This window comes from Leptolyngbya subtilissima AS-A7 (assembly GCF_039962255.1).
GTDB lineage: Bacteria > Cyanobacteriota > Cyanobacteriia > Phormidesmidales > Phormidesmidaceae > Nodosilinea.
Genome location: NZ_JAMPKY010000009.1, coordinates 311,138 through 329,999 on the forward strand (window position 1 = coordinate 311,138; position 18,862 = coordinate 329,999).

At 56.4% G+C, this 18,862-nt stretch carries 17 protein-coding genes; 8 read left to right on the plus strand and 9 right to left on the minus strand.

Annotated elements, in window-relative coordinates:
* The first annotated feature begins 150 nt into the window (after nt 1-150).
* Both NC979_RS19855 and tpiA read left to right on the plus strand, forming a co-directional pair.
* Nucleotides 151-2,301 (plus strand): polyribonucleotide nucleotidyltransferase, encoded by a 2,151-nt coding sequence (locus NC979_RS19855; protein WP_190516870.1) that lies wholly within the window; start codon nt 151-153, stop codon nt 2,299-2,301.
* A 195-nt stretch (nt 2,302-2,496) separates the two neighbouring features.
* Nucleotides 2,497-3,222, plus strand: a complete 726-nt coding sequence (tpiA, locus tag NC979_RS19860; protein ID WP_190516872.1) for a triose-phosphate isomerase — start codon at nt 2,497-2,499, stop codon at nt 3,220-3,222.
* Nucleotides 3,223-3,674: 452 nt separating this feature from the next.
* Here tpiA and NC979_RS19865 read toward each other — a convergent pair whose 3' ends face one another.
* On the minus strand, nt 3,675-4,391 hold the full coding sequence (locus NC979_RS19865; RefSeq protein ID WP_190516874.1) for a pentapeptide repeat-containing protein: 717 nt from the start codon (nt 4,389-4,391) through the stop codon (nt 3,675-3,677).
* 332 nt (nt 4,392-4,723) lie between these two features.
* On the opposite strand from NC979_RS19865, the gene NC979_RS19870 reads away from it, so the two are divergent.
* Together NC979_RS19870 and NC979_RS19875 are read left to right on the plus strand one after the other, a co-directional pair.
* Nucleotides 4,724-5,494, plus strand: a complete 771-nt coding sequence (locus NC979_RS19870; protein ID WP_190516876.1) for a hypothetical protein — start codon at nt 4,724-4,726, stop codon at nt 5,492-5,494.
* 74 nt (nt 5,495-5,568) lie between these two features.
* Nucleotides 5,569-6,585: a pentapeptide repeat-containing protein gene (locus NC979_RS19875; RefSeq protein WP_190516879.1), complete on the plus strand. Its 1,017-nt coding sequence runs from the start codon at nt 5,569-5,571 to the stop codon at nt 6,583-6,585.
* A gap of 75 nt (nt 6,586-6,660) precedes the next feature.
* On the opposite strand, the gene ruvB is transcribed toward NC979_RS19875, so the two are convergent.
* Nucleotides 6,661-7,824 carry a Holliday junction branch migration DNA helicase RuvB gene (gene ruvB, locus NC979_RS19880; RefSeq protein WP_190516881.1) on the minus strand — a complete coding sequence of 388 codons (1,164 nt, stop codon included), beginning with the start codon at nt 7,822-7,824 and terminating at the stop codon, nt 6,661-6,663.
* Between the two features lie 69 nt (nt 7,825-7,893).
* A complete protein-coding gene (locus tag NC979_RS19885; RefSeq protein WP_190516883.1) occupies nt 7,894-8,103 on the minus strand; it encodes a hypothetical protein in 210 nt (69 codons plus the stop codon).
* A 449-nt stretch (nt 8,104-8,552) separates the two neighbouring features.
* On the opposite strand from NC979_RS19885, the gene NC979_RS19890 reads away from it, so the two are divergent.
* Nucleotides 8,553-9,212, plus strand: coding sequence for a DUF8692 domain-containing protein (locus NC979_RS19890; protein ID WP_190516887.1), 660 nt, complete (start codon nt 8,553-8,555; stop codon nt 9,210-9,212).
* Between the two features lie 42 nt (nt 9,213-9,254).
* Here the strand turns inward: NC979_RS19890 and NC979_RS19895 are convergent, their stop codons facing one another.
* The 3 genes from NC979_RS19895 to NC979_RS19905 all read right to left on the minus strand — a co-directional run bounded on the left by NC979_RS19895 (nt 9,255) and on the right by NC979_RS19905 (nt 12,857).
* Nucleotides 9,255-10,820, minus strand: a complete 1,566-nt coding sequence (locus NC979_RS19895) for a GldG family protein (RefSeq protein ID WP_190516890.1) — start codon at nt 10,818-10,820, stop codon at nt 9,255-9,257.
* 46 nt (nt 10,821-10,866) lie between these two features.
* The gene (locus NC979_RS19900) at nt 10,867-11,679 is read right to left on the minus strand and encodes an ABC transporter permease (protein ID WP_190516893.1); all 813 of its coding nucleotides are present in this window, start codon (nt 11,677-11,679) and stop codon (nt 10,867-10,869) included.
* Nucleotides 11,680-11,765: 86 nt separating this feature from the next.
* A complete protein-coding gene (locus NC979_RS19905) occupies nt 11,766-12,857 on the minus strand; it encodes an ABC transporter ATP-binding protein (protein WP_431191096.1) in 1,092 nt (363 codons plus the stop codon).
* A gap of 216 nt (nt 12,858-13,073) precedes the next feature.
* Between NC979_RS19905 and NC979_RS19910 the strand changes: the two genes are divergently transcribed.
* A complete protein-coding gene (locus NC979_RS19910; protein ID WP_190516895.1) occupies nt 13,074-13,316 on the plus strand; it encodes a hypothetical protein in 243 nt (80 codons plus the stop codon).
* Between the two features lie 81 nt (nt 13,317-13,397).
* Here the strand turns inward: NC979_RS19910 and NC979_RS19915 are convergent, their stop codons facing one another.
* Together NC979_RS19915 and NC979_RS19920 are read right to left on the minus strand one after the other, a co-directional pair.
* Nucleotides 13,398-14,078 (minus strand): DUF4033 domain-containing protein, encoded by a 681-nt coding sequence (locus tag NC979_RS19915; RefSeq protein WP_190516897.1) that lies wholly within the window; start codon nt 14,076-14,078, stop codon nt 13,398-13,400.
* 72 nt (nt 14,079-14,150) lie between these two features.
* On the minus strand, nt 14,151-15,905 hold the full coding sequence (locus NC979_RS19920; protein ID WP_190516900.1) for an ABC transporter ATP-binding protein: 1,755 nt from the start codon (nt 15,903-15,905) through the stop codon (nt 14,151-14,153).
* A gap of 245 nt (nt 15,906-16,150) precedes the next feature.
* Between NC979_RS19920 and rdgB the strand changes: the two genes are divergently transcribed.
* Nucleotides 16,151-16,729 (plus strand): RdgB/HAM1 family non-canonical purine NTP pyrophosphatase, encoded by a 579-nt coding sequence (gene rdgB, locus NC979_RS19925; protein ID WP_190516902.1) that lies wholly within the window; start codon nt 16,151-16,153, stop codon nt 16,727-16,729.
* A 130-nt stretch (nt 16,730-16,859) separates the two neighbouring features.
* Here the strand turns inward: rdgB and NC979_RS19930 are convergent, their stop codons facing one another.
* Nucleotides 16,860-16,979: a photosystem II protein Y gene (locus NC979_RS19930; protein ID WP_106871929.1), complete on the minus strand. Its 120-nt coding sequence runs from the start codon at nt 16,977-16,979 to the stop codon at nt 16,860-16,862.
* A gap of 861 nt (nt 16,980-17,840) precedes the next feature.
* Between NC979_RS19930 and NC979_RS19935 the strand changes: the two genes are divergently transcribed.
* A partial coding sequence (locus NC979_RS19935) for a photosystem I psaA/psaB family protein (protein WP_488656490.1) occupies nt 17,841-18,862 on the plus strand: 1,022 nt, incomplete at its 3' end.

Below are 18,862 nucleotides of genomic sequence, written 5' to 3' on the forward strand. Positions count from 1 at the left end.
CCGTAGAGTACCCAAGGGGCCTCAGAACCTTAAGTCTTTTGCCTAATTTTGTCTCTGGCGGCCCATGCAACAAGCCATTGTCGTCATCGGTGCTAGGATCAGGCCAAAGAAACCAAGAAGAATGGTAAGAGAGAAAGGACGTAGTCGTACATGCAAGAATTTGAAAAAACAATCTCCTTCGGTGGTCGCGATATTCACCTGAGGGGTGGGTTACTGGCTCCCCAAGCGGGGGGTGCGGTGTTGGTACAGTCGGGTGAGACCGCGGTTCTGGTGACCGCAACCCGCTCAGCAGGACGTCAAGGCATCGACTTTTTGCCTCTGCTGGTTGATTACGAAGAGCGGCTTTATGCTGCTGGGCGCATCCCCGGTGGATTTTTGCGGCGGGAGGGCCGTCCCCCTGAGCGGGCTACTTTAATTTGTCGCCTCATCGATCGCCCCATGCGACCCCTGTTTCCCCAGTGGCTGCGCGACGACATTCAAATTGTCGCCACTACCCTGGCCATGGATGAGCAGGTACCCCCAGATGTACTGGCGGCCACAGGCGCATCGATCGCAGTGCTGCTGGCCAAAATTCCTTTTTATGGACCGATGGCCGCAGTGCGGGTAGGTCTAGTGGGTGACGACTTTGTCATCAACCCTACCTACAAAGAAGTTGAAACCGGCGATCTCGACCTAGTGGTGGCGGGCTCCCCTGACGGTGTGATCATGGTCGAGGCTGGTGCCAACCAGCTTCCCGAGGCTGACGTGATTGAGGCCATCGACTTTGGCTATGAAGTTGTACAAGATCTGATCAAGGCCCAGCTAGAACTGATCAAAGAGCTAGGCATTGAGATCGTTACCGAGCAAGAGCCTGAGACCGACCCCACCCTGGGGACCTTTATCGAAGAAAAAACTGCCGCTGCCATTAAGGACGTGCTGAAGCAGTTTAGCCTCACCAAGCCCGAGCGCGACGAAAAGCTCGACGCCATTAAAGATGAGCTAGTCGCCGCCATTGACGCCCTAGAGGAAGGAAACCCGATCAAGGTGGCGGTGGCCGAGAATGGTAAAGCCCTGAGCAATACCTATAAGTCGGTGACCAAAAAGCTGATGCGCCAGCAGATCGTTAGTGAGAAGGTGCGGGTCGATGGTCGCCAGCTCGATGAGGTGCGCCCAATCTCCTGCCGAGTGGGACTGTTGCCCAAGCGAGTGCACGGCACTGGGCTATTTCAACGCGGTCTCACCCAGGTGATGTCGGTTGCCACCCTGGGCACTCCTGGCGATGCCCAAATGATGGACGACCTGCATCCCGACGAAGAGAAGCGCTATCTGCACCACTACAACTTCCCCCCTTACTCGGTGGGCGAGACTCGGCCCATGCGATCGCCCGGTCGTCGCGAAATTGGTCACGGCGCTCTCGCCGAGCGTGCCCTGGTGCCAGTGCTACCTTCCAAAGAAGACTTCCCCTATGTGATTCGGGTGGTATCGGAGGTGTTGTCCTCCAACGGCTCCACCTCCATGGGGTCGGTGTGTGGTTCTACTCTGTCGCTGATGGATGCCGGTGTGCCCATTACTAAGCCCGTCAGCGGAGCGGCTATGGGCTTGATCAAAGAAGGCGATGAGGTGCGCATTCTCACCGATATTCAAGGTATCGAAGACTTTTTGGGCGATATGGACTTCAAAGTCGCCGGTACCGACACGGGTATCACCGCCCTGCAAATGGATATGAAAATCACCGGCTTGCCCCTGTCGGTGATTGCTGATGCCATCAACCAGGCCAAGCCCGCCCGCCTGCATATCCTTGAAAAAATGCTGGCCACCATTGATACCCCAAGAGCAGAGCTATCGCCCTACGCTCCGCGCCTAATCAGCTTCAAGATCGATCCTGAGATGATCGGTATGGTGATTGGCCCCGGCGGTAAGAAGATCAAGGCGATTACCGAGCAAACCGGTGCTAAGGTCGACATCAATGACGATGGCACCGTCACTGTTTCGGCGATCGAAGGCGAAAAAGCCCTTCAGGCTAAAGCCTTGATTGAATCGATCGTCTTTAAGCCTGCCGCTGGTGACGTGTTTGTGGGCAAAGTTACCCGCGTTATCCCCATTGGAGCCTTTGTGGAATTTATGCCTGGACAGGAGGGCATGGTTCACATTTCGCAACTGGCTGACTATCGCGTGGCCAAGGTCGAAGACGAAGTCAACGTCGGTGACGAAGTGATCATCAAGGTGCGTGAAATTGATGGCCGCGGTCGGATTAATCTCACCCGCCTCAACATTCACCCTGACGAGGCGGCAGCAGCCCGCGAGGCAGCGGCCCTGCGCTAGAGCAGTGAAAAGGTGAGGAAGGTAAAGGGAATGAGGGGTGAGGCGATCGCAAAGTCCCCTCTCATCTACCCAACACCTCTCCTCTTTAACCCCCGAATCAAACGTTGTGCGCGGCAACAATTGATTCGGGGGTTCTTTTCTTAGTACGATGCAGGGATGCAATTTTGAATATCTAGCCTTTAACCTCAAAACACCGTGCGCAAAATCGTTATCGCTGGCAACTGGAAAATGTATAAGACCCAGGGCGAAACCCTGGATTTTCTACGCCATTTTCTTGGACAACTCGCCGACACCCCCGATGGGCGTGAAATAGTTCTGTGTGCGCCCTTCACCGCTTTGGGAGCCCTGTCCAAAAGCCTGCACGGAGCCAGAATCAGGGTGGGTGCTCAGAACATTCACTGGCTGCCAGAGGGAGCCTTTACTGGCGAAATCTCGGGGGATATGCTGCGAGAGCTCGGAGTGCGCTACGTGATTGTGGGTCACAGTGAGCGCCGCCAGTACTTCGGCGACACCGATGAAACGGTTAACCTGCGCCTGAAAGCGGCTCAAAAGTCTGGCCTAACCCCAATCTTGTGCGTAGGCGAAACCAAGAGTCAGCGCGATGCTGGCGAAACCGAATCGTTGATTGCCACTCAGATTGAGAAGGGTCTGGTGGATGTTGACCAAAACAATCTGGTCATTGCCTACGAACCGATCTGGGCGATCGGCACTGGAGACACCTGCGAAGCTGCCGATGCCAACCAGGTAATTGGCGGCATTCGCAAACTGCTGAAAAACCCCGATGTCACCATTCAGTATGGCGGTTCGGTCAAACCTAACAACGTCGATGAGCTGATGGCTCAGCCCGAGATCGATGGTGCCTTAGTTGGTGGTGCCAGCCTAGAGCCCGAAAGCTTTGCCCGTATCGTCAACTTTCAGTGACCTGAGCTCATACTTTCCGAAGTCATTTTGGCAGAACCAGAGTGCTAGAAGCACAACCCTAAGACAAAGGCATAGGCAGAACAGGCCAAAGGGCTAGTTTAACCTGTAGGCTTATGCATTTAGGGTTTGACTACGAACGTACTGGTGGCAGGCATTAGTGGTGGCAACGGAAAGATTTTGACAACAGGCCAAGCCGAGGCCCACAAATTTCTCGCAGGCTTACTATGACGCTGGCAAGGAAAATGGCTAGCGTATAAGAACTTGCTAAGTTAAATCTGACCGTGAAGCGGCCTTCGGCTGTTTAGTCGCCTAATAATGCGATCGCTGGGTAGCCATGAGAATGGCACTATGCTTTATTGCGTTTGTTGGCAGCTTTCGCCTTTGAGAGCCGGGAAAAGAATGCTTTGCGACGGTGTTTAAGCCAGTATTCTCTGGCTAAATAGGGGATGGCCTTAGGGTTCTGATTGCTCAGCGACGCTCTCAGAACGGTTGTGGTCGCAGTCCTGGGAGGGGTTGATGGGCTGCACGTAGCCTTGGTTGTAGGTGCTGCCATCGGGCATGGTAGCAAACTCTAGGCGCGCCCCGGTGAGATTAGCGTTGGTTAAGTTGGCTTCGTAGAGGTCGGCGTAGCGTAGATCTGCCCCGCGCAGATCGGCGTTTGACAGATCGGCTTGGCGCAAGATCGCCCCGTAGAGGCTGGCTTCTGAAAGATCAGCTTGGTGCATTTGGGCTGAGCACAGGGCGGCGTCGCGCAACTCGGCCTGGGTAAGGGATGCGCTGGTAAGGTTGGCTTTGACAAGACTGGCATGGAGCATTTGAGCTTGGCTGAGGTCGGCTTGCAACAGATTAGTTTCAGAAAGGTCTGCCCCCTGAAGGTTGGCTTGATGGAGTGTGGCCTGGGTAAGATTCGCTTTATGCAAAACGGCGTTAATTAACTGGGTGCTAGTTAGGTTGGCCCTAGTCATATCGGCCTCTCGAAAATTTTTGCGGCTGAGGTCTTGACCGCTAAGATCGGCATCGGCTAGATCGCACTGCTGACAGCGGCGATCGCCCGGAGCGGCCATAGCTTGGGCCGTAGATACGATCTCTGTGGCGCCATCCCCTGCGGCTTCTAGAGCTTGATGACGGCTGAGTTGTTCGTTTGCCACGCGCCAAGCGGCGGGGGTCACAGCGGTTAAAAGTACGAGCAGACTGATAAAGATGTTCCACCGCATAGTTTGAGCTGATTTGCTGGGTATTGGTGTTCCAATACTCAGAGACACAAACACTGATCAGGAGCGATCGCATCAAGTTCTGATAGAGGTCAAACCTTTCCTTGTGAAGGATCCCAGCTTTTCTATTAGATGGCCGAGATATCCGTATTTCTACGGATATAACTCTAAGGATTCATCAAAGTATCACAGAGTACCATCGGTGAATTCGCAGTTCCTTGCTGGTCTATTGCGTATTCTGAAGGAGATCTTCCGGAGGGTGATTTATTCACCTCAGTGTGTTCTCTGCTATGGATAACTCTCCCTTTCGTCGTATTGTCTTGCCAGCGCTGCTAGCCTCTAGTGCTGGGTTTGCAGCTCTCACCTGGCCAATGGCTTCCGATCGCGCAGTCCGAGTTTCGGAGCAGCTACCCCAACCACTAAGCTACTGGATCGACTCAGCTCTAATCACCAATCAGCACAAGGAATTTTCGATTCGCTACATTGGCTTTGCAATCCTGTCGAGTGTTGCGATCGGCATCGGTACCGCTGAGGCCATGCGCGTCCGGCAGGGCCGAGTGCAGCGGCATCAGGGCTTGCTCGACCAGGTGCTGCTAGCGGACGACCAGCAGGAGGACCTTGAGGGCGATCGCCTGCCTATCGCCGACACCATAAACCAATTTCATTCTATTGAATTGGCTGCAGCCAGCCACGACGGAGCGCTAACTGCAACTACCGCCAAGACGACCACAGCTCTTGACTGGGCTAGCCTGTTGCCGGCTGCCCCGGATGCCCAGGCCAAAGTGGAGCTAACGTCTAGCCCTATGAATGAGCATGCGCTTTACCACATTCAAGGTGCCGATCAGTGCCGCAGTTTGGCCCTTGCCGTTGAGGGTGAGTACTACCGCTACTACCGCAACCGCCCCGACTTAGACAAAGCTCAAATGCTGGTGCAACAGCTTCAGCAGCAAGGCAAACGCGCCCTCACTACCATGGATGACAATGGCTATGTGGTTTGGGTGCATCAGCCCGAACGACCGCAGCAGGCCGTTCCTTGGCTAGGGCGTTTGGCCACAAGCTAGGGGTGCCAGCCCAGTAGGCAAAAGTCAGTTGATCACTAACGATGTTCCCAGGCAATGTTGAGCGGTATGCAGGCATGAATCTCAAAACGCTAGAAAATCTTTGGACGGCCTTTGTGGAAGGGGAGCGAGACTTTACCGGCATCAATCTGGCCGGAGCCGACCTCAACCACTGGAGTTTAGCTAGGGTTGATTTTTGGGGAGCCGACTTTAGCGGGGCAAACCTCACTCAGGCAAATTTTCGTCGGGCTAACCTCAAACAGACCCAGTTCTGCAACGCCAAACTGGTGGGGGCTGACCTGCGCTGGGCCGATCTACGCGAGGCCGTACTGACCGGGGCCGACCTCGATGATGCGCGTTTGGAGGGAGCCCTCTACAATGCCCAAACCCAGTTTCCCGAAGGATTTAACCCTGGGCAGGCTCGAATGTGGAGCCTGGCACCAGGGGCGGCCCTCGCGACTAAAGATTTGCGAGAGCGCGATCTGGGCGGCACCGACTTAACCGCTGCCGATCTCAGCGGGGCACTGCTGGTGAACAGTCAACTGTTTGGGGCGGTGCTAAGACGCAGCAACCTGCTCAGTGCTCTGATTGGCGATAGCGATCTGCGCTACGCTGACCTGCGTCAGGCCACGCTGATGTTAGCCGACCTGCGCGGGGCCGACCTACGCCATAGTGACCTGGGCCGCGCCAATCTAATTGGGGCCAACCTGCAAGGGTGTCAGCTAGCCCACGCCAACTTAGATGGTGCCCTCTACTCCGATAGCACCCATTTTCCGCGAGGGTTTCAGGTGCCTGAAACGCTGCACCACCTGGCCCCGGGCGCATCCCTGTGGGGAGCTGACCTTAGCGGAGCAAGGCTAACTGGGATAGACCTCAGTGGGGCCAACTTAGCTGGGGCTAACCTTATGCACGCCGATCTGTGGGGCGCTTGTCTCGCCAACGCTGACCTCAGTGGAGCGAACCTGCTGGGAGCAAACCTGCTGGGGACGGACCTAACTGGAGCCAATCTCAACCAAACTAACCTGATGCAGGCAATCATCGACATGCCGGGAGACGTAGCGGGGACGGTTGTTTTAGATAGCCAGCCAGCCTAGGCGCTGGGATTGGGTACAAGGTTGACGGGGTAAGAAACGATTTAGAACCCTGTGCCTTTGGCCCCACCCCTCGGCTTACAACAGTGTCATCTGGCTGCCGTCGCCCGGTAGCGCTTCGTCATAGCCCAGATGGCGGCGGGCGGCAAGGGTGACCACTCGACCCCGGGGAGTGCGCTGTAGATAGCCAATTTGCAGCAGGTAAGGTTCGTAGACTTCCTCAATGGTTTGGGGGTCTTCGCCCGTGGAGGCGGCCATGGTGTCGAGACCAACGGGACCACCGCCAAAGTTTTCGATCATCACTGACAGCAGGCGGCGATCGGTCCAGTCGAGGCCGCAGGGGTCAACGTTGAATAGTTCTAGCGCTTCGGCAGCTAGGGCGGCGGTGATAGGGCCTGCCCTCTTAACCTCAGCATAGTCGCGCACTCGTCGCAGCAGGCGGTTGGCAATGCGAGGGGTGCCCCGGGCGCGGCGGGCAATTTCTTCGGCTCCGGCGGGTTCAATGGGGGTTTTGAGAACGTCGGCAGTGCGCAGCACAATGGGCTGAAGCTCGTCGATTTCGTAGAAGCGCAGTCGTTGGATGAGACCAAAGCGATCGCGCAGCGGTGAGCTCAGCGCCCCTACCCTGGTCGTTGCCCCTACCAGCGTAAACGGGCACAGCGGAATGCTGCGAGTGCGGGCCGACTGCCCCTTGCCAATGGTGATATCCAGCCGTGAGTCTTCCATGGCTGGGTACAAAATTTCTTCTGTGACCCGAGGCAGCCGGTGGATTTCGTCAATAAACAGCACGTCACCGGGCTTGAGATTGACTAGCAGGCCTGCAATGTCGCGGGGGCGTTCTAAAGCAGGGGCCGTGGTAATCTTGCAGGTCACCCCCATTTCCTGGGCCAAAATTAGCGCCATGGTGGTTTTGCCCAGCCCTGGTGGCCCGTATAACAGCAAATGGTCGAGCGGCTCTTGCCGCGACTGAGCCGCCTGAATGGCAATACCCAGCACTTCCTTTAGGGAAGACTGGCCAATGTAGTCTTGCAGGCGCTGGGGCCGCAGAGTGTCTTCAGGGGCTGTGGATGGTGCCGCCTCGGTAACTTCATCCCCTAAATCTTCTGGCTGCATCTCCCCACCTTTGACGAGGGAGAGCAGCGGCTGCAATTCAGCCGCTTCGGTGGGCTGTGCTGACGGTTTAGACTGAGCCCGCTTGGGCTTGGCCGAATCGTCGGCGGTGTGAGAAGAAACAATGGCCATAGGGGAGCCTAAGTGGCGGCTCCCCCATAATACTGTGGTGCATTTGCACTATCAAGCCATTGGTCAGCGCTACAGCAGGATGAGCAGCCCTAGGCTGAAGCCGAGCATGCTTAAAATAACTGAACCTAGGCCGTCGCTCTTAGGTTCTGGAGAGAGGCTCAGGTCTTTTTCAAAGTCGCATTTGAGACAGTGGTACACTGTGGGCTTGTATTCCACAATGCTGTGAACGCCGCATTCGGGACACTGTACGCTGGGCGGGGTGAGGGTAGATACAGTCATGGCTACACACCTAATGGGTAAACGGGCAACCAGGAGAACCTCAGACTAGGTTTGAATTGCTTCGAAAACCAGGCCGAAGGATTCGCTCAACAGCAGAGAACACCCCAACAGCATGGAACAGATGTCCTGGTTGCGCGAGGGGAAAAACTTCTGAAAAATTCTGTTCTTAATTCAGGAGTTATTTGCTGATGTGCGATCGCAATCAGCTTAGATAGGGCGCGTGTAGCAAAATAAGGAACATAGAAGAGCTAAAAACGAAAAAGTGCCCAATAGGTTTGACTTTTGGCTTTTTTTGGCTGTCTTCACCTCCGGTTAATTGGCTGTAGGGCCACCAATCGCCGTCAATTTGCCCATGCCGGTGGGTATTGCCGACTAGACCCGACTAAATCCGATGGCTATTGTCGCTGTGCAAAGGGCAAGCTGGGCCTAGCGATTTAGTGATATTTGCGATGCCCACACCAAAGTTTTTGAGACAAGCCGCGATCGCCCTAGTTGGCTTTGAGGTGGGGCTTGCTTTGACCTATTTAGCCCTGGTCAGTCGGCGGGGCGAGGCGGGGCTATTTGACTTTAATGGGTTGCGATCGCTGCCCTCTTGGCTACAGGCGATCCTGCTGGGCACGATTGGGCTGCTGTGTGTGGGTGTCCTGCTGTCTAGGCGGCACATGGCTAGGCCGATTTCCTGGGTGTTGCCCAGTGCCGTGGCGCTGCTCTGCTTCTTGGGCGCTGCGGATGAGTTGCTCAAGTTTCACCTCACCCTGAGGCAGGTGGACTGGAAATTGGTCTATCTGAGCCTCTTGGTGGCGATCGCGGTACTGGGGTTTCGAGATTTAGCCTGGCTATGGCGTACTCACCGGTCCACGGTACTGGGGGTGCTGGCGGGGCTGGGAATTTTTTTGCTGGGCGGGTTTGGGACCGAGATGGCAAAGGCTGCGATCGCGGCAGCGCTACCCACCCATGCCTCATCGGCAACCGTGCTTCTAATCGAGCATCTCCGCATCACCCTAGAGGAACTAGCAGAACTTTTGGGTGAAACCATTATTCTTTATGCCGTAGCCTGTTTTGCTCAACAGGTTTTACACCCCCAGTCGCAAACGCTCAAATCTCCCTAATGCCTTCTTTGCATTGCTCTTCAGCAATCTGGGCAGCGTGCTCTATCGCCGCCGTAGCCACATCAGCACGGCTAGACCAAGACCGATTGCCGGCAGTACCAGCAGGGCAAATACTCCAAGACCGATCTGCTGCTGCACCGTTAAGGTGATGCGGCGGTTGGTGACTTCGCGGGGGCGAATGGAGAGGGTAGCGTCGGTTTGCTGACCCAGCCAGCTGACGGCATTGAGAAAGACATCGCCGTTGAGCTGCTGCTCAAATAGGCCATCGGTGGCAAAGGTGGCGTTGCCAATCACGACTAGGCGCGACTCCGGCGGCGGTTCACCCTCGGCAGCGGCGGCCCCATCGACGGGGCGACTGAGGGCAACCCCAAGGGTGTAGGGGCCAGAGGGCGGCGCGTTCTCGTCGTATTGCAGCTCGCCCTCGGTGGAGAGGGCTTCGGCCCGACTTTGAGGGTTGCTCTGGAGGATGGGCGTCGCCGTTACCCCTGGCACTTCTTCGACATTGACTGGCCGCACCAGGGGAAAGAACGATCGCCCACCGGTGAAGTCGCGGGTGATGGGGTGGTCGCCGAAGTCGGTGACTAGCGGAGCGGCGGGGCCAAGGCCGACGAGCTGACCGCTACCAGAGGTATCGAGCACAATGCGATCGTCGAGGGTGATGCCCCAGGGGTCGAGCAGGGTGTCGAGGCCAGGGCTGGTACGCGGGTCGATCAGCAGCATGAGGCTGCCGCCGCCGTTGAGGTAGGTTTGCAGCGCCTTAACTTCAGGCTCAAAGAATTCGGCGGCGGGGCCAGCCACCACCACCACGCTGGCATCTTCGGGCACGGTGCTGGTTTTAGACAGGTCGAGGGGCTGCACTACGGCGCTTTTATCTTCGAGGGCGGTAGCGGCCTGCAAAAAGCCGGTGTCGCTGCCGTCGATGGTGAACTCCTGGTGACCCTGGGTGAAGTAGACGGTGAGGGCGCGATCGCTCACCACCTGATCGAGGGCATTGGTCAACGTGCGCTCCGACAGCCGCTCGCTGGGGCCAACATTCTGCAAAAAGCGTCGATTGTCGCCACTCTCCACAAACACCATGCCCGTTTGGGTAGCGCCAAAATCCTGGGCCTGGCGGGGGTCGTTGTAGGGATTGACGTAGTCAAAGGTGAACTGCGGCCCGGCCTGGCGGTAGCTTTCGAGCAGTTGGCGATCCTGGGGGTTCGGCAGCGGGTCGAATACGACGACGCGGGTAGGGTTTTCTAGGGTCTGCACCACCTGCTGCGACTGAGGGGCCAGGGTAAAGATTTGGTTCTCGGTGAGGTCTACCCGGCTGGCATAGCGCACGGCTAAGAAGTTCACCAGGCCCAAAATGGCTAGCACCGCCAGGGTAGAGACTAGGGCATTGGCCCCCGCCTCGGTGGAGCGCTGAGCCCAAAACCGGCCCTGCCCCTGGTTGCCTAGCACTAGCCCGAGCAAGAGTAGGCCGATGCCTCCCACCAGTAGGCCCGCAGGCAGCAGAGTCCATCCGGCGACGATGCCCGCAATCAGCCCCGCCGTTACTAGGGCCAACCCCGGCAACGCCAGGTATTTCAAATATTTTTGGTAGGCCGCAAACGATTTCATCGCCATTACCCGCTACTACTAACCTGCTGACGTCAAATGGATTGATTGGGTACTAGGACCGCTGGAACCGGAGGGTCTCGATGGATTGAGCCGTGAGGTACAGCCCCAGCCCAATAAAGGAGAGAAACAGCACCAGGCCACCGGTGTCGAAAATGCCTTCGGTAAAGTCAGTGAAGTGCTTGAGCAGAGATAGATGGGCGATCGCGCTACCCACCACTCCTGGCAGCCCCTGGGCCACCGCATCGACCAGCCACAGCAGCAAAATCAGCGCAAAGGTCATGATCGCCGCCAGCACCGTGCTTTCCGTCAGCGACGAGATGAACATGCCCAGGGCCAACACGCTGGCTGCCATCAGCACCAGTCCCAGGTGAGACAGCAAGAATACCCCTGACCCCGTAGACGGTTCGGCGGCCCCTAGGGCGATCGACTGACACACCATCAGCGGCAGCACCATCGCAATGTAAAAACTCACCACCGCCAGCAGCTTGCCCAGGGCCACCGCCCAGTTGGTTACTGGCGACGTGGCCAGCAGTTCCAGCGTGCCCTGCTTGCGCTCGTCGGCGTAGAGCCCCATCGAGAGCATGGGCAGCACAAACATCGACAGCGACCCCAGCAGCCCCACGTAGGCCTTGTTGAACTCGTAGGCCACATCAAAGGGCGGCGACGGAGGCATGCCCATTTGCACCGCCTGGTCGGCCATCGCCGCCTGGGCCAAAATGCCCTGCGGCCCCAGCAAAATCGCCACTAAGAAGAAGCCCCCCAGCAGCCAAAACACGGCGGCAATGATGTAGGGCAAAGGCGAGGCGAAGTAGCTTTGCAGCTCGCGCTGGTAGATGGCGAGGATGTTTTTGAAGAGAAGGGTCATGGGCGGGGAGTGGGAGGGTGGATGGGTTAGGGGGATGAGGGAGGTGGGGAGGATGAGGGGAAATTCAAGATATAGAAGCCAAATGGCTAAGCCTCGGATTCTTCTGGTGTTGGCTCGATGGTGGGGAGCTCGGCGAATGCTTCGGGCGTTGCTGTTGGCCCCGGAGCGGGTTCGGTGGTGGTGAGGTTGAGGAAGACGTCTTCGAGAGTGGCCTGCTGGCGGCGCAACTCGTGGAGTTCGAGGCCAGCGTTGACGAGGGCGGTGGCGATCGCACCCCCTAAACCCCGATCGGCTTCGGCACTCACTCGCAAACGGTGATGATACTCCGGCAGGTGCTCTAGCCCCAGTAGGGTCACCTGGCGCACGGGGGCCAGCTCGCTCAACAGGCGCTGGGCTCTATCCACATCCCCTTTGATCTCGAGTTCATAGGCCGATTCGCCAGAGAGGCGGGTGGTGAGGTTGTCGGGGGTGTCGGTGGCGACGACCTGGCCCCGGTTGATAATGGTGACGCGATCGCAGGTCATGCTCACCTCCGGCAAAATGTGGGTGGAGAGAATGATGGTGTGGCTACCTGCCAGCCCTTTAATTAGCTGTCGTACCTCGTTAATCTGGCGCGGATCCAGTCCTACCGTGGGTTCATCGAGAATAATCACCGGCGGGTCGTGGATGATGGCCTGGGCAATGCCTACTCGCTGTCGATAACCCTTTGACAGCTTGCGAATCAGCACCTTGCGCTTGTCGATCAGACCGCAGTGATCGATCGCAATGTCGGCGCGCTTTTGGCGTAGATCAGCCGGCACGCCCTTGATTTTGGCCACAAAGTTGAGAAAGCCCTGCACCGTCATATCGGGATACAGCGGCGGCGACTCGGGCAGGTAACCAATCCGCTGCCGCACCGCCATCGAGTCGGTATGCACGTCATACCCCGCTACTCGGGCGGTACCTTCAGACGCTGGGAGATACCCCGCCAAAATTCGCATGGTAGTAGTTTTACCTGCCCCGTTCGGCCCCAAAAAACCGAGAATCTCCCCAGGCTGTGCCCCAAAGGTGATGTCTCGAATGGCCGTGGTAGACCCGTAGGTCTTACTCAGGTGCTCAACTTCAATCATGGGTGTAGAACCGCCAGCAAACCAGTGGATATTGTACTGCTGATTACAGTAGCGATTTTTTTCTCCCATTGCGTTTAAGTCGCCAAATCTGGTCAAACCCCTTATCGCCCCACCTTCCCCATCTCTCGCTAGCTACCCTCTACTACAATGGCCAGGTCTATTGGGCCAGAGGCGATCGCTTAGAATGGATCTATATCAAGCGCCAGGTGTGGATCAACTTTCTGGGATTGTTGCCCGGCAGCTTAGTCACAATATTAGTGATTGCTATCGCGTTCCTGAGGTTCTATGACGAACAAGACTTCCAATTCCTCAGCATCGTCGCCCAGCCCCAAACTTGGAGCAACCGACTCACTGTGGCAGCCCTCCTGGCTGCACTGGCTAATTTCGGCGTTGAGTGGAACCGTCGAAATCGAGAAGGAAACCGCGAGGCTGAAGAAAGAGACCGAAGAGCTGAGGCAACAGAACGCGAAACTCGCAGAGATCGACAGGAAGTACGCTACCAGAAAGCTCAAATCCGATACCAATTAGACCCTACTGAGTTGAACCGACAAGAGCTGGAATCGGTGTTGGCAGCGCTTGAGGAGTATGAGCAGACTCTATCAGAGGCTATCAGTTCCTGACTTTAGGGCAGGGCTGTGGATCGCGGGTAGCTAGAGAGCAGTGATCGATAAGACAGGGCTGCGTATATGCATCCTCAGTCTCCAGAGGCGGCGGGGTCTGGCCGAAGATCATTTCGCAGCTGAAGTCTTCGAAGTTCGGCACCATCGTGAGGGGAATACCGAAGTCTTCGGTGAAAAAGCGCTGGGTGGGCAGCTTGCACATATTGACACACATGCCGACACAGCGGCTTTCATCTAGGTAGCGGCACTTCTTGATTTGGACGCCGCTGCGCTGCTCTCTGATTCGCCCCTGTTCGTCGGTGAATTTTACGGTTTTGACTTCGCAGGGACCGACCAGCCACTCGAATAGCTGCGCGGCAAACCAGGCGTTGAGTTCGCAGACTAGCTGGGTTGGCGAAAACAGGTTGCGAATTAGCCACAGCACTGGAGATGGCACCAGAGACTTGAGCACCACGGCGACGAGTGCCTGCTGCTGCTGGGCATTGCGCCCCTGCATAATCTGAGTGGATAAATCGACAACGCCGTCGTAGCCGCTGTGAGCGGTGTCTTTGCCCACGGCTTTAGCCATCTTGCGGCTAAACAGCCAAATGAACAGGCGATCGCCCACACCATCTTGATAGATTGCTTTTTCTGAAGTGGGGCCAAGGCCCGTGGCCGGGGGCGATGCCATGGTAAACCAGGAATAATTACTTACTCCAGATTAATACTTGAGTGGGCGAGGTGACAGCGGGGGGCAAAATCTCTACCCCAGGCTGCTGCCGGCAAACTGCTGGGCATAGAACTGGGCGTAGCGGCTCTGGTTGGCCAATAGTTCGCTGTGGGTGCCCGCTTCAATTACCTGGCCCTTTTCCATCACCAAAATGCGATCGGCGTCGCGCACGGTGGCCAGCCGGTGGGCAATGATGAAAACGGTGCGATCGCTCATCAGCCGCTCCAGCGCCTCCTGCACTAGCGCCTCAGACTCAGCATCTAGGGCAGAGGTAGCTTCATCCAAAATCAGAATGCGGGGGTTTAGGAGGACTGCTCGGGCGATCGCTACCCGCTGCCGCTGCCCCCCCGACAGGTTCACCCCTCGCTCGCCCATCCAGGTGTAGTAGCCTTGGGAAAATTGGCTGATGAAATCGTGGGCGTTGGCGATGCGGGCAGCGGCTTCCACCGCTTCAATGTCAAAGTCTTTTTGGCCAAAGGCGATGTTTTGGGCGATCGTGCCGGAAAACAGTGTGGTCTCCTGGGGCACAATGCCAATCTGTCGCCGCAGGCTGCGTAGAGTGACGGTGGCCACATCCACATCGTCGATGAAAATTTGGCCCGATTGGGGGTCATAGAAGCGGGGCAGTAGGTTGACGAGAGTAGATTTGCCCGCACCTGAGGATCCTACCAGGGCAATTTTCTCGCCGGGTAGAGCTAGCAGGTCGAGATTGCGCAGCACGGGCTCGTCAGTCTCATAGCCAAAGGTGACGTTGCGATACTCGACCCGTCCGGTGACCTTGGGCAGTTCGGCGGCTGTGGGCAGCTCGCGTACCGCTGGCTCAATCTCAAGCAGCTCAATCACGCGGTCAACGGAGGCCTCACCCTGTTTAAACTCGCCGTAGTTAATGATGACGTGGTTCACCGGGTCAATCAGCATCAGCGCGGCGACGACGTAGCTACCAAAGGAGGCCCCGGTGAGATTGCCCTGGGAAATTTGCCAGGTGCCCACCAGCAAAATCAGCATTACCACCACGGCATAGGTAAAGCCCACCACCGGGTACTGCACCGCCTGCAGCCAAGCGGCCTTGTACTTGGCCTGACGGTTTTTCTCGGCCTCCTGGGTAAAGCGCTCGACTTCGTAGTCTTCAGCGGCAAAGGCGCGCACCAAGCGAATGCCGCTAAACACTTCCGTGACTAGCGACGACAGGTCTGAGACCAGGTTTTGGCTGCGCCGCGAAAACTTCAGCATTTGCTCCCCAAACCACCCCGCTAGCACCGCCAGAATGGGGACTAAAACCACCGCCGTTAGGGTTAGCTGCCAGTTGAGGTAGACCATGTAGCCCAGCACCACCACCAGCTGCAGCACCGAAGGCAAGAAGTCGTGGAACAGCTTTTGCACTACCTCGCCGATGCGATCGATGTCTTCGGTCAGGCGGTATGACAGGTCGCCGGTTTGGCTGCGCTCAAAATAGGTGAGGCTGAGCCGGTGAATGTGGGTGTACACATCTCTGCGCAGATTAAAGGCCACCTCTAAGGCGGCCTTGGCCATCAGCGAGTCTTGAATGTATTGACCAATCTTTTGCAGCGCAAACCCGGCCATGGTGATGGCAATAAAGCGTGACACCACAGGCACGTTGCCTGCCGCCAACTGCTCCAAAATATTCCCTGATAGCCAGGCCAAAATGGGCCAAAAAGAGACAAAAATGACGGTGCCAAACAACGCTTGCAAGATCGTGGGCCACTCGCGCCGTACGTAGGGGGCAAGCGTCCAGTATTTGGAGCCTTCAGCGGAGCGCTCGGGGTTCAAGGGCAAAACCTTCGCAATGGCATACTGTTCACCACGCTACCAGGTTTGGAGTGTTCCAGGTAATGTCGTGGCCAGGGATTTGGCTAGACCGCGCTGGCCAAGGGCAGTTACGCCCCCCTATTGAAATTTTTAATCGGAATTAGCTGGAACCGTCTTAAGCCCAATCTGCTGGGAGCGTGCCATTTTGCCTGACGGGCAAGGCACTACAATCGACCCATGGCCTATGTTTGAGGGATGTGTTGCCGATGCCCACGGTTATTGTTGCCACCGGAAACCCCGGCAAGCTGAAAGAGATGCAGGTGTATTTAGGCGATCTGGACTGGGAGCTGCAGCTCAAGCCCGACGCGATCGATATAGAAGAGACCGGCACCACGTTTTTAGAGAACGCGCGGCTCAAGGCGGCAGGGGTAGCCAAAGCCCTGGGGCAGTGGGCAATCGCCGACGACTCGGGCCTAGCGGTGCACGCCCTCGGCGGTGCACCCGGCATTTACTCAGCCCGCTACGCCAACAGCGACGCGGCTAGAATCGAGCGCCTGCTCCAAGAGCTAGAAGAATCTGTCGATCGCAGCGCCCAGTTCATCTGCGCCCTGGCCCTCGCCAACCCCCAGGGCGACATTGTGCTTGAAACAGAAGGCATCTGCCCCGGCGAGATCTTGCGGGCCCCCCGTGGCGCTGGCGGCTTCGGCTACGACCCAATTTTTTATGTGCCTGCTCTGGGCAAAAGCTTTGCCGAAATGTCGCCCGAGCAAAAAGACGCCAACAGCCATCGGGGCGTTGCCTTTAGTCAACTGATGCCCCATTTAAAGCAGTTAACCCTAGGATGACCTAACCGTGGCTGGGTCATCCTAGGGTCGATTGGAAACTGGTGTGCTTTCGCCCCCATGGGCGGGTCTTGGACTATCGCCCCAGTAGGACCGATCTTTGACCATTGCGCACTAGCCTCGCAGGCAAATCCTAAGCTTCTCGATTGAGGAAATCTTGCAGTTGCCCCAGAGCAGCCCGGCCAATGTTAAACACAGCCCAGCTTGCGGCCACAGCAATCGGCAGTAAAACAACAACGACTCGCCAATCCATAGGGCATGCCCTCCTAAACTAGTTTTACTTAAACACTTGTCACAATTTTCTCATAATGTACACCACATGGGGCGATCGCAGGCCGAGAGATTTCTCAATCTAAACTAAAGCTGGCCCCCTTAAGGGCGTCAAGATCGCCTGAACCGCCGCCTTGCCGGGACCAAATGGCATCTCCACAGCCATTGTCTCTTTGGGTGTCTGTCCCTAGCCGCAGTTAACGAAATGATCAGATTGCTGTGGCCCCAGAGCTGGTTATGGCGACCCCCAAGATGACTTACAAAGCGATCGCTAGGTGATCGCCCCTAAGCGAGGTATCTCCTTATACATAGGTAGGTCAGCAGCAGAAAAAGTTTGAGCTGGCCTAGGGCGCGATCGTCGCTTAACCTGCACTTTGGTTTGAATCATTGATGTACTGGCTAGTGAAAAAGGCGGGCTGCGATCGCTTCTAAAAAATTCTCTGAATACAAGAAATAAAAGGGGCTCAAGCTACCCTTTTCCTAAGCTTGAACGACAGTTCAATTTAATTTTCTCAGAGTTATTAACTTGTGAAAACTTCCCTTACCAAGAGCGGCGGTGATTCTGTAGTTTGTTACTTAACCTGTCATAGCCCTGCAAATCTAAAGCCCTATGGGGTCGTTCCCAAGCTGGCTTGAAACTTTCTAGGGACTAGGCTGTTAAGCGCTGTAAACCTGATTCTTAGGCCTCTCCCTTGGCCGTCCAGTGGAGAGCGTTTGTGTCTCAGGGGCTTGTAATGCCTGAAACGGCTTATTTAAGCTTTCTATAGACTCAGGTTTATCCGTCTATTGAGTAGGAAGCGCCTTTATCCGCTCTGTATTTTCGAGTAGAAGAGAGGAGAGTCCCATGACCATAAGTCCCCCTGAACCGGGACAAAAAGTCAGGGTCGTGGTTGATAAAGATCCGGTACCCGTCTCATTTGAGCGATGGGGCAAGCCCGGCCACTTCGACCGCACGTTAGCCAAGGGGCCCAAAACCACCACCTGGATTTGGAACCTGCACGCCGACGCCCATGACTTTGACACTCATACCAGTGACCTAGAAGATATTTCACGGAAGATCTTCAGCGCTCACTTTGGCCACTTAGCCGTTATTTTTATCTGGCTCAGCGGCATGTACTTCCACGGTGCCAAGTTCTCAAACTATGAAGCTTGGCTAACTAATCCCACCGGTATTAAGCCCAGTGCCCAAGTGGTTTGGCCCATCTTTGGCCAAGAAATTTTGAATGGCGACGTGGGCGGTGGTTTCCACGGTATTCAAATCACCTCTGGCTTGTTCCAGTGGTGGCGGGCCAACGGCATTACTAACAGCTTCCAGCTCTACGTCACCGCCATTGGGGCGCTCGTAATGGCGGCTCTGATGCTGTTTGCCGGCTGGTTCCACTATCACAAGCGCGCTCCCAAGCTGGAGTGGTTCCAGAACGTGGAATCGATGATGAACCACCACTTGGCTGGGCTACTGGGCCTGGGCTGCTTGGGCTATGCCGGTCAGCAGATCCACGTGTCGTTGCCCATCAACGCTTGTATGGATGCGATCGATGCGGGGCGGCCGTTAACCATTGGTGGCCGGGTAATCGACTCAATAGGGGCAATTCCCTTGCCCCACGAGTGGATTCTCAACAAGGCTCTGATGGCCGACCTATACCCCAGCTTTGTCGAGGGTATAAAGCCGTTCTTCACCCTGAACTGGAATGTCTATTCTGACTTCCTCACCTTCAAGGGCGGTCTGAACCCCGTGACCGGTGGCCTCTGGCTGTCGGATACGGCTCACCACCACCTGGCGCTAGCCGTCCTCTTCATTGTTGCAGGTCATATGTACCGCACCAACTGGGGCATTGGCCACAGCATGAAGGAGATTCTAGACAACCA

What these genes read in the sequence shown, in the direction of transcription:
- ruvB (WP_190516881.1), bottom strand. Translation starts at nt 7,824, where the DNA reads ATGGCCATTGTTTCTTCTCACACCGCCGACGATTCGGCCAAGCCCAAG.
- NC979_RS19900 (WP_190516893.1), bottom strand. Translation starts at nt 11,679, where the DNA reads ATGACCCTTCTCTTCAAAAACATCCTCGCCATCTACCAGCGCGAGCTG.
- rdgB (WP_190516902.1), top strand. Translation starts at nt 16,151, where the DNA reads ATGCCCACGGTTATTGTTGCCACCGGAAACCCCGGCAAGCTGAAAGAG.
- NC979_RS19875 (WP_190516879.1), top strand. Translation starts at nt 5,569, where the DNA reads ATGAATCTCAAAACGCTAGAAAATCTTTGGACGGCCTTTGTGGAAGGG.
- NC979_RS19870 (WP_190516876.1), top strand. Translation starts at nt 4,724, where the DNA reads ATGGATAACTCTCCCTTTCGTCGTATTGTCTTGCCAGCGCTGCTAGCC.
- NC979_RS19895 (WP_190516890.1), bottom strand. Translation starts at nt 10,820, where the DNA reads ATGGCGATGAAATCGTTTGCGGCCTACCAAAAATATTTGAAATACCTG.
- NC979_RS19930 (WP_106871929.1), bottom strand. Translation starts at nt 16,979, where the DNA reads ATGGATTGGCGAGTCGTTGTTGTTTTACTGCCGATTGCTGTGGCCGCA.
- NC979_RS19905 (WP_431191096.1), bottom strand. Translation starts at nt 12,857, where the DNA reads ATGGGAGAAAAAAATCGCTACTGTAATCAGCAGTACAATATCCACTGG.
- NC979_RS19910 (WP_190516895.1), top strand. Translation starts at nt 13,074, where the DNA reads ATGACGAACAAGACTTCCAATTCCTCAGCATCGTCGCCCAGCCCCAAA.
- NC979_RS19915 (WP_190516897.1), bottom strand. Translation starts at nt 14,078, where the DNA reads ATGGCATCGCCCCCGGCCACGGGCCTTGGCCCCACTTCAGAAAAAGCA.
- NC979_RS19885 (WP_190516883.1), bottom strand. Translation starts at nt 8,103, where the DNA reads ATGACTGTATCTACCCTCACCCCGCCCAGCGTACAGTGTCCCGAATGC.
- NC979_RS19890 (WP_190516887.1), top strand. Translation starts at nt 8,553, where the DNA reads ATGCCCACACCAAAGTTTTTGAGACAAGCCGCGATCGCCCTAGTTGGC.
- NC979_RS19855 (WP_190516870.1), top strand. Translation starts at nt 151, where the DNA reads ATGCAAGAATTTGAAAAAACAATCTCCTTCGGTGGTCGCGATATTCAC.